Origin of the sequence: Undibacterium sp. SXout7W, assembly GCF_049339385.1 — a bacterium.
In the GTDB taxonomy this organism is placed as follows: domain Bacteria; phylum Pseudomonadota; class Gammaproteobacteria; order Burkholderiales; family Burkholderiaceae_D; genus Undibacterium.
The window spans coordinates 13,234-22,868 of sequence record NZ_JBMPPF010000030.1 but is presented as its reverse complement, the minus strand read 5'-3'; the positions used below and the strand labels follow the sequence as shown (position 1 = coordinate 22,868).

Below are 9,635 nucleotides of genomic sequence, written 5' to 3'. Positions count from 1 at the left end.
CCTGTCAGGGCTCCTACCAAGGTGTGGAGCAGGACGCGGGATGTGCCGCCTTCTTTCCATTGCTCTATGCCTTCTTTGTCGGTGTTGGCGAGGGCTTTTTCATATTGCGCCTGGGCGTAGTTGCCTACTTCTGTGCTGGCTAGTTTGCCAAACTCGCTGGTGATCTGCACCTGGGCGTTGACTTCTTTGTTGACTGCGTTTGAGTCGAATATCTTTTGAAGTCCTGTTTCTTTGTCTCCGGTTCTGGCGTCTTTGTTGCCAGCAATGCCGGTGATGCCGGATGGGGTGAGGCTGGTGCTGTTGCCGCTGGCATTGCCTACACCTGCGCCTGCTCCGTTGCTGCTGATGCTGATGGCGTAGCTTTGGGCCTGGTAGTTGGCGTTGTTTTGGAGGTCGGTGGTGGTGACCTGGCTGCTTTGGAAGGTGTTTTTGTTTTGTTGGGCGGCGTTGTCTGTGCTGGTGATGACGCCTCCGGTCAGGCTGGTGTTGCCTGTGACGGTGATCTGGAAGCCACCGTTGCCTGCTTTGAGGCCGCTTTGTTCTTTGACGTTGCGGTAGTCGCTCTGGAGGTTGCCTGCGCCTGCGCTGAGGCTGCCTGTGACGGGCATGTTGCTGATGCCGACGGTGAGGCTGCCTCCGTTGTTGTGGTCCTGGCTTTGGTAGGTGCTGGTGTCTTGCAGGCTTTCTATGTGGAGTTGACCCTGGCCGCTGGTGCCGATGTTGGCGATGATGCGCTCTGCTGTGGCAACGGCTCCTTTTAAGGTGGTGTCGCCTGCGCTGGTGAGGCTGAGGGTGTTGCCTGCGTTGAGGTGGGTGTTGGTCCAGGATTGGTCCTGGCCCTGGCTGTTGCCGTTGCCCTGGGCTGCGCTGGCGGTGATGCCGATGCCTGTTTTGCTGCCGAAGCTGGCGCTGATGCCCAGGCTGGCGCTGTGGCTGGTGCTGGTGCTTTGTTCTGTGGCGCTGTTGGCGGCGGCTTGCAGGAGGATGGTGCCGTCGCTGGTGAGGCTGGCGTTGTTGCCTGCGCTGAGTTGGCCGCCGGTGATGGTGATGTGGTTGTCTTTGCCGGCGCCGGTGGCGTTGAGGATGAGGTTGTTGCCTGCATTGAGGGTGGCGCTGACTGCGGTGGTGCTGGTGGTGTTGTGTTGTTGGTCGCTGCTGCTGTTGCCTAAGCTGAGGCCGATGCTGATGCTGGCGGCACTGGCGGGGTCTTTGGTGATGGCTTGGGCGGTGTTGTAGAGGGTGAGTCCGCCGCTGGCGAGGGCAAGGGCCTGGTAGCGGGGGTCTTTGGTGTTGTCGAGGGCTTCAATGGTTTTACTGGTGGCACTGGCGGCATCGAGCAGGGGGGTGCTGATGCTGAGGGTGAGGCCACTTTGGCTGTTGTGTTGTTCGTCGTGGGTGTTGCTGGTGTTGTTGACGGCGTTGATGTCGATGGTCTTGGCGGTGAGGGTGAGGTCGCCTTTGGTTTGGACGATGCTGCCGTTCTGGGTGATGCTGTTGCCAGCAGTGAGGCTGGTGTTGCCTTTGGTGCTGGTGAGTTGGCTGCCAACGTTGGTGGTGGTGTTGGCGGTGCTGTTGTTGTTTTGTTGTTGCTGACCCAGGGTGATGCTGGTGCCGTTGCTGAGCAGGCCGCTGTCGTTTTGTTGGCTGTGGCTGGTGCTCTGGCTGGTGTTTTGGGCACTGGTGATGGTGAGGTTGTTGCCGGCGTTGACGGTGAGGTCGTTGATGGCGGTGATGGCGCTGGCGGTAATGAGGGTGTCGTTGCCGCTGGTGAGGCGGATTTGGTTGCCGGTCAGCCCGTTGCCGGCGCTAAGGGTGCTTTGGATGCTGCTGGCTTTGTCGCTGTCGGTGCGGGACAGGAGGGTGCCGCCGTTGTAGGTGCTGGCCGTGGTGTTGCTGTTGTGCAGTTGTTGTCCGGTGAGGCGGATGTCGTTGTTGGCGTTGAGGCTGAGGCTGCCGCTGGTGGCGTTGAGGACGGACCCTTGGAGGGTGATGTCGCCTGTGCCGCTTTGGCCTGCGCTGTTGACGGTGTTGTTGGTGGTGTCGAGGATGCCTTTGGCAATGAGGTTGAGGTTGTTGCCTGCACTGAGGATGCTGGCGAGGTTGTCCTGGGTGTTCTGGGTCACGCTGGCTGTGGCGTGGGTGAGTTGGGTGTGGATGTCGGTGTAGTTGCTGTTGATGGCGCTTTGGATGCGGATGTTGCTGGCACTGGCGCTGAGGTCGTTGGTAGCGGCGAGGAGGCTGCCGGTGATGGTGAGCTCGCCGTTGTTTTTGTTGTTGCCTGCGACGAGTGCGATATCGTTGCCGGCGGTGATGCTGCTGCCGCTTTGGGTGGTGCTTTGGCTGCGGAGGTAGCCTGTGAGGTTGAGGTCGGTGCTGTCGGTGGAGATGACGGTGCCAATGTGGAGGTCGCGATTGGCGGCAAGGAGGATGTCGCCGCTGGCGTTGACACTGGCGCCCTGGATGTTGAGGTCGCGTCCGGCACTGGCGGTGATGTTGGTGCCAATCACGGTGGCAATGTCGCCGATGGCGGTGCGGGTGCCGCTTTGGCCTGTGCTGTTGATGGTGTTGCTGTTGATGTTGAGGTCGCGTCCGGCGGTGAGCAGGACGTTGTTGTTAGCGGCAATGACGCCGGAGAGATTGTTGAGGTCTGTGCGGGCGTTGAGGTTGATGTCGTTGCCTTGAATGCGACCGGCATTGCTGTTGTTGATGTTGTGGGCGGTGATGTTGTTGCCGCCGGTGGTGGCGATGGTGCCGGTGTTGTTCAGGTCGCCTGTGAGGTCGAGTTGGATGTTGCGGGCAGAGATGAGGGTACCGTCGCCTTTGAGGTCGCCTTCATGGACGACGACGTAGACTTGGGGAACCAGGACGGTTTGGACGCTGCCATCCGGGAGGGTGACGTTTTGTTGTACGAGCCAGACGATGTCCTGGGTCAGTTGGGCCATTTGGTCGGCACTGAGTGTGGTGCCAACATTGAGCTGGTGGGCTTTGCCGAAGGCGACTCCGGCGGAGATGAGGCCTGCGTATTCGGCTTCGTCGCTGGTGTAGTCGCCGATAAAGCGGTGTCCGGTGGCGAGGATGATTTGGTTGGCGATGAGTTGTTGTTCGTAAAAGCCATCGCCGAGTCGTTTTAATGTGGTGGCTGGATCAAGATTGAGTTGGGACAGCATGGTGTCGCTGGAGATCCATGTGTGGTAGTCGGCGAAACGGGGATCGGTTTCAACGAGGTAGCCTTTGCCCGGTTGCGTTGGTATCTGGTAGGCAACGTTGTCGGGGATGCGGCTGTCTGGGGTGCTGCTGCGGATGACGAGGGGGGGCTTGCTGGTGGCGGTGCTGGGGCTGCTTGTTGTGCCTATGTCGCCTGTGTTGGCGTTGACTTCGCTTAGATTGGCTTGTGTTGTATTGACTGGGCTACCGGTAGCGGTGACGACGCGGATGATGCTGCCGATACTGTTGTTGACATTGGCATTGGCGGTCTTGACGGTGACGCTGTTGAGGGTGCCATTGATGTCTGGTACGGGTGTGCTGTTGGCTGTGCCCGGGATATCGTTGCTGGCTGTGGTTGTTGCATGTTGTACGTTGCCGGACGTTGTGTTGGTGCCGATAGCTGTCACGGTGGTGCTGTTGACGGTTTGTGCACCATTCGAGGCTGCGCCATTGGGGGCGACGGTCAGGTTTATCGTGCTGGTCGTGCCGACGGCTTGTCCATTGACGTTCATGTGACTAGCACTGCTGGCGTTGGTGACCGTCTGATCGTTACCATTGCCTGCAATAGCCGCCGTTGTTGTTCCATTGACTTGATTGGCGGTGTTGGCGGTGGCGTTGGTGGGTGTTGTGTTGTTGCCAGAGCCACTGACAACAGTTGGGTTGTTGTCGCTGACCTTGGCGTTGACGCTGATGCCGGGGCTATTGATTACCCCGTTGGATAATTGTGCTTGTGCGCCAGCGATGTTTTGCCCGTTGGCACCGCCATTGCCGCTGATGGCATTGCCGCCATTGAGGCCGGCAGGGCCGCTGACATTGATCGCGTCATTGCCGTTGCTGCGGCTGTTGACGTTTCCATTCGTCTCATTGGCACCGCTGGATGTTTGTGTGACGCTGACACTACCATGTGCTGGAGCACTGTCATTGGAGGTGCTGGTCTGTTGCTGTATGTAAGGAACCGCCTGACCACCAGAGATGGGCGTGCTTGCAGGGTTGTAGACTACTGGGGCGTAGGTTTTTCTTTGGTGTCCGCCAAAAAATCCATCCGAGACGAGTTCGGTCATGGTGACTGTGCCCAGCGCGGTGTCTGTCGTGCCGGCTGCATCTGCTGTATTGATAATCTCTTTGGCAGTGCCGACGATGTCGCCGCCGACAACGATTTTACCGTAGTCGTTTTTAATGGAGCCAGCAGGGCCGCTTAATGTGAGGGTGCCGCCAACTTCGATTGAAGTGGGGGATGAACTGGTGATTTGGGTGGCGGTTCTGGTGACGTTGTAGTCGTAGGTATACCAGTCCTCAACGGTACGGTTCCACAGGTCACTGTTGAAGGCGTTGATTTTTGTATCGAGCTGGGCGTAGATAGGCTCGACGAGTGCTTTCCATGCGTCCAAATCTCTGGGGTAGGATTCGCAGATAGGCGCTGGATTTGACGCTTCACAGCGATCAAGGAAAGTTGGCGCAGTTGGCTGGGCTGGCGGGGCTGTCACGCCCATCAAGGCCCAGATCGGGTCACTCGGTGTGTAAGCGTAGTCGACTGTTCGTCCATTGTCACCATTTCTTACCACGAGCGCGCTGTCCATGAGTCCACCGCCGTACACTGCGATGGGGTATTGGGCGCTGTCAATCAGGAGGCGACCGTAGTCATATCCAAGCATGGCTACCTGATCCGGTGTGTAGTGCGTGAGCCAACCAACAGGTTGATATTCAATGACGTGGCGGCTATCGGTGACGACGGTGGAGCCAACGTAGTGGATGTCGCGATTGAGTAGGTTGGCGACGTTGATGTCCATGTTGCCGTTGGCTTTAATTCTGGCAGACAGATTACTGACATCGCCGCCTTTGATGGTCATGTTGCCGGCACTAAATATCTCTGCGCCTTCGTTATTGGTGAGGTTGCCAGCATCGAGTGTCATGTTGCCGCGCGACATGATGGCGGCATGGCTGGCATTGTTGATGGTGCCAGCTTTGATTTGCAGATCTGAGCCGTAAATCTTATAGCTGTTATTGAGTTCACCCGCATTGATGATGGTGGTGTTGCCATCTATCGTGCCTTGGTTATTGATGCTGCCGCTGATGTCGATATGGGTCGTATCGGCAACGATCAGGCCGGTTCCCTGATTATTCAGTGCCGCACCTTTGAGTGTCAGCAGGTGGTTGGCACCGATGGTGCCGCTATTGGTGATGGTGCCTGTGCTAGTGAGTAGCATGTCGCCAGCAGCAACGAGTTTGCTACTGTTGTTGAAATCGCTCGCGTAATCCAACGTCAGTGTGCCGTTGGATATGTAGTCACCGATACCGGTGATATTGGTCGCTGTGATTTTCAGGGCTTTTTCAGCCAGTACTTTGCCTTTGTTATTAGCAAATTCGTTGATCTTGCCAGAGATGGTGTCGGCTGAACTGACAAGGCCATCATTGTTATTAAAATTTTGAGTATTGATATCAATTAATTTATCGGCACGGACAGCGCCTTGATTATTATTGATAGCGGTTGTTGCATTCAGCACGACACTGGCACCTTCTAAACCAGTGTTATTGCCTTGTGTGTTCGTGTTGGAAATGTTGCCTGCATTGACCGTCAGCGTACCGCCGCTGCGCACCAGTCCTGCATCGTTATTGAGTTGACCCGATCCCAGAGCCAGTGTGATATCGCCCATGCCTTGTATCTGGCCACCTTGATTGGCGAGTCCAGTCGCACTGATGCCTATCTTAGCCTGACTGACGATAGTGCCATTTTGTGTGTTATCAACATTGCCCGCTGAGTCTATGGTTAAAGCACCAGTTGCACCGATATAACCACCTTGATTATTCAGGCTGCCGGTTTTGATGGAGATGCTGTTGAGGCCAACAATGCCTGCGTTGTTGCCGGACTGAGTATTCATCAACGCCTGTGAGCCGGTATCGATGGTCATCGCGCCATTGGACTGTATCAGGCCGCTCGCATTGTTCAACAAACCGGAGTAAATATTGAGAGTACTGCGTGCACCGATCTTGCCATTGGTGTTATCCAGTGTCTGTCCTTGGGTATTGATGATGAGATTGTCACCAGCGATATTGCCGTTGGTGTTGGTCAGACCGGGCATATTCAGAGTCAAATCCTGCCCGGATTCTATACGCCCATTGGTGTTGTTAACCGCATTGGGTGTCGTCAGTTCGAGACGACCTTGTACTGCGGCGAGAGTACCGCCTACATTGCTGAATGTGCCGGTACTGATATGGGTGTCGCTACTGGCAGCAATCACTCCTTGATCATTGTTGGTACTCCCCGAGATGCCGGCGACGATCTGGCCATTGCTGGTCATCTGACCAGACTGGTTATCCAGACTGGCAGCACTAATATTGATGCCACTTGCAGCGGCAAGAATGCCTGAGCCATTGTCTATTGCACCACTGACATTAACAGCCAGACTGCCAGAACCCGCAGCACGGATGTTACCGGCATGATTGTTCAGTGCTGCGCCGCTCAGAGAGATAGAACCATTGGCTGCAATCGTACCATTGGCATTGTCGATATTTTGTGCCACAGCAAAATTCAGATTGCCGCTACCACTTTGTATGATCTGGCCACCACTGTTAAGTACGCGACTCCATTGTTGTAAGCTGAGCTGGTTTGCCGCAATACTACCGCCGGTGTTGTCCACATCTGGCACGCCCAGATTGAGGATGCCATTGGAATAGACGCTGCCGCCGAGATTGTTGATGGTCGCCGCAGTGAGATTGAGGTTACCGTTACTTTGTACCGTGCCATGATTGTTGTTGAGCTGGCTTCCGGCAGAAACATCCAGCGTAGCTGCTGCTTCTATTCGGCCACCGGCGTTGGCAATGGTAGTAGCACTGATGGTGCCACTACCATTGCTGCTGATCGTGCCGTTATTATTACTGAGGATGCCGGGTAAGACGAGACGTAGATTGCCGTTACCACCGTGTTTTATCTGTCCTTGATCGTTGTTAATTGCTTGCGCATTGACGACAAGATTGTTGCCATTAGTGGCAAGCACGCCGTTGCTATTATCAAAATTTCCGTTCACTGTCAGAACAGTATCGGTGCTGCCGGTTTGTATGATGCTGCCACCATTATTGTTCAGATTCGGTGCCTGGAGATTCAGTTGGCCACCTTGTATTAAGCCATGCTGTGCGTTATTAATGCTCCCTGCAGCGCCTGCTGAAGATGTGTTGATGCTCAGTTGTTGTTGCGCCTGGATTGCTCCACCGATATTGGAGATGTTCTTGGTCACAAGGCTCACATCACTGATGCTGGCAATTTGTCCTGCATTGTTGCTGACGGTAGAAGCGGCGATATTCACGACACCATTGCCGACGATGTTGCCCAGGTTATTGTTCAGTTCATTGGCAGATGTCAATGACAAGCGACTGCCATTGAGTAAGGCAACTCTACCTGCCTGATTATTGATGGAATTTGCCTGCACAGTCAGCGCACCTGTCGCTTCAAGCGTGCCACTGCTATTGTTCATGTCGTTCTGTGTGGTCAACGTCATACTACCGGCACTAGCCATATTGCCACCGGTGTTGTTGATGCCGCTTGCGGCATCAACAATAAGTACACCACCGTTCGCCGCACGGATTTGTCCACTCTGGTTGTTCAGGCTGGTACCGCTTAAGTGAATATTGCCATTCGTTGCGATGATGCCATTGGCATTTTCTATGCTTTGGTCAACGATAAAATTGAGATCGCCCGCACCACTCTGAATGATTTTTCCGCCAGCGTTTTTAACGGTCTTCCATTGCTGCAACACCAATTGATTGGCAGACAATGTGCCACCGGTGTTGTCAAACTCCGGTACGCCTAATGTCAGCGTACCGTTCGAATACGCTCCACCACCGATATTGTTCATAGACTGCGTATTGACGTGCAGATCACCGTTGCTCTGCAGCGTACCGCCCGCGTTATTCAACAGGCTAGCAGTTGTGACTGTGAGCGCACCGTTCGCTTCCAGCTTGGCACCACCTGTGTTAGTCAGGTTATTGACGTTAATCACGGCGTTACCATTACTACTGATCGTGCCAACGCTATTGGTAATATCGCCTGGCAGCATCAGCGTCAGTTGGCCGCTACCACCATGCTGGATGATGCCGTGGTTATTGTTAATACCGTCTGTCAGTATCGTGAAGTTATTACCATTGGTTGCAACGACGCCGTTACTGTTATTAAACACGCCGTTGATGCGTAGTGTTGTGTCTTTTGTACCTGTTTGGATATAACGACCACCAGCATTGATGAAATTGGGAGAAGTCAGATTGATCTCATTCGCTCCCAGCAAGCCGCCCTGGGTATTGGTAATCGCACCTGTTGCGCCAGTGTCGAGCGTCAGGACTTGTTGTGACTGGATCGAGCCGCCACTGTTAAGAACAGACGCCGCGTGGATGTCGAGATTACCCACTGCAGAGATTTTGCCATTGGCGTTGGACAAATCGCGGCTGTTCAACACAAGCACACCATTGCCGCCGAGTACGCCTCGATCATTGACCATGCTGCCAGTGGTATTCAAAGTCACATCACTGGTATCGATGGATACGATGCGTCCGTCACTATTGTTGATGCTGCTGGCGTTCAGACTCATTGCCTTTGCAGACTCCAGAATCCCTCCGCTATTATCAATCGCACCGGGCGTCTGTACAGTCAGTTGAGTTGCACTACTAATATCGCCATGATTGATCATGCCAACACTAGTAAGGATATCGACCGCACCATTACTTTGAATGCTGCCAGTTTTCGCATTGCTGATGCCATTTTTGAGCGTCTGCGCTGTAATCAATATGTCATGTGCTGCGTTGATTACGCCGCCATCATTAATCATATCGCCGTCGCTCTTCATCGTGTAATTGCCACTACCAGCATGACTGATCTGTCCCAGCGTGTTGTCAATAAAAGCCGCCTGCACACGCATTTCGTTACCATTACTAAGAATTGCACCGCCTGTATTGTTCAGTGCACCTGTCAATAACAACGTGGTATCTGTGCTACCCAATTGAATGATCTTGCCGCCACTATTGTCTATCGATGGTGCTTGCAGAGTAAGCTGTTTCGCTTGTAGTACAGCATTGCGATTGAGCAGTGTCTGACTGACTTTGACATTTAAAGTGTCGTCTGCCTGCAATGTACCTCCGGTGTTATCAAGTGCAGCAGTATCAGCATTGAGCCCGGTCTTCGCATACACGGTGCCACCAGTATTGCTGATGTTTGCCGCTGTCAGTAGCACATCACCATTGCCTCCGATGAAGCCTTGGTTGTTGGTGAGGTCGTTGTCTGCATGAATACTGAAGGGACTGTTGCCTGTCGCCAGTAATTTACCTTCGCTGTTGTTGATGCTGCCTGCCGTGATGCCAATCTGTTTGGCTTGCAGTGTGCCTTTCAGGTTACTCAGGCTGTTGACGGTGTTCAGGTTGAGTTGTGCTCCTGCACTGATGTTGCCTTCGCT

At 54.3% G+C, this 9,635-nt stretch carries 1 protein-coding gene; it reads right to left on the bottom strand.

What is annotated here, in order from left to right:
- Positions 1-9,635 (bottom strand): beta strand repeat-containing protein (locus ACO0LB_RS19850; RefSeq protein ID WP_423052309.1); only part of this gene is annotated, 9,635 nt, incomplete at both ends.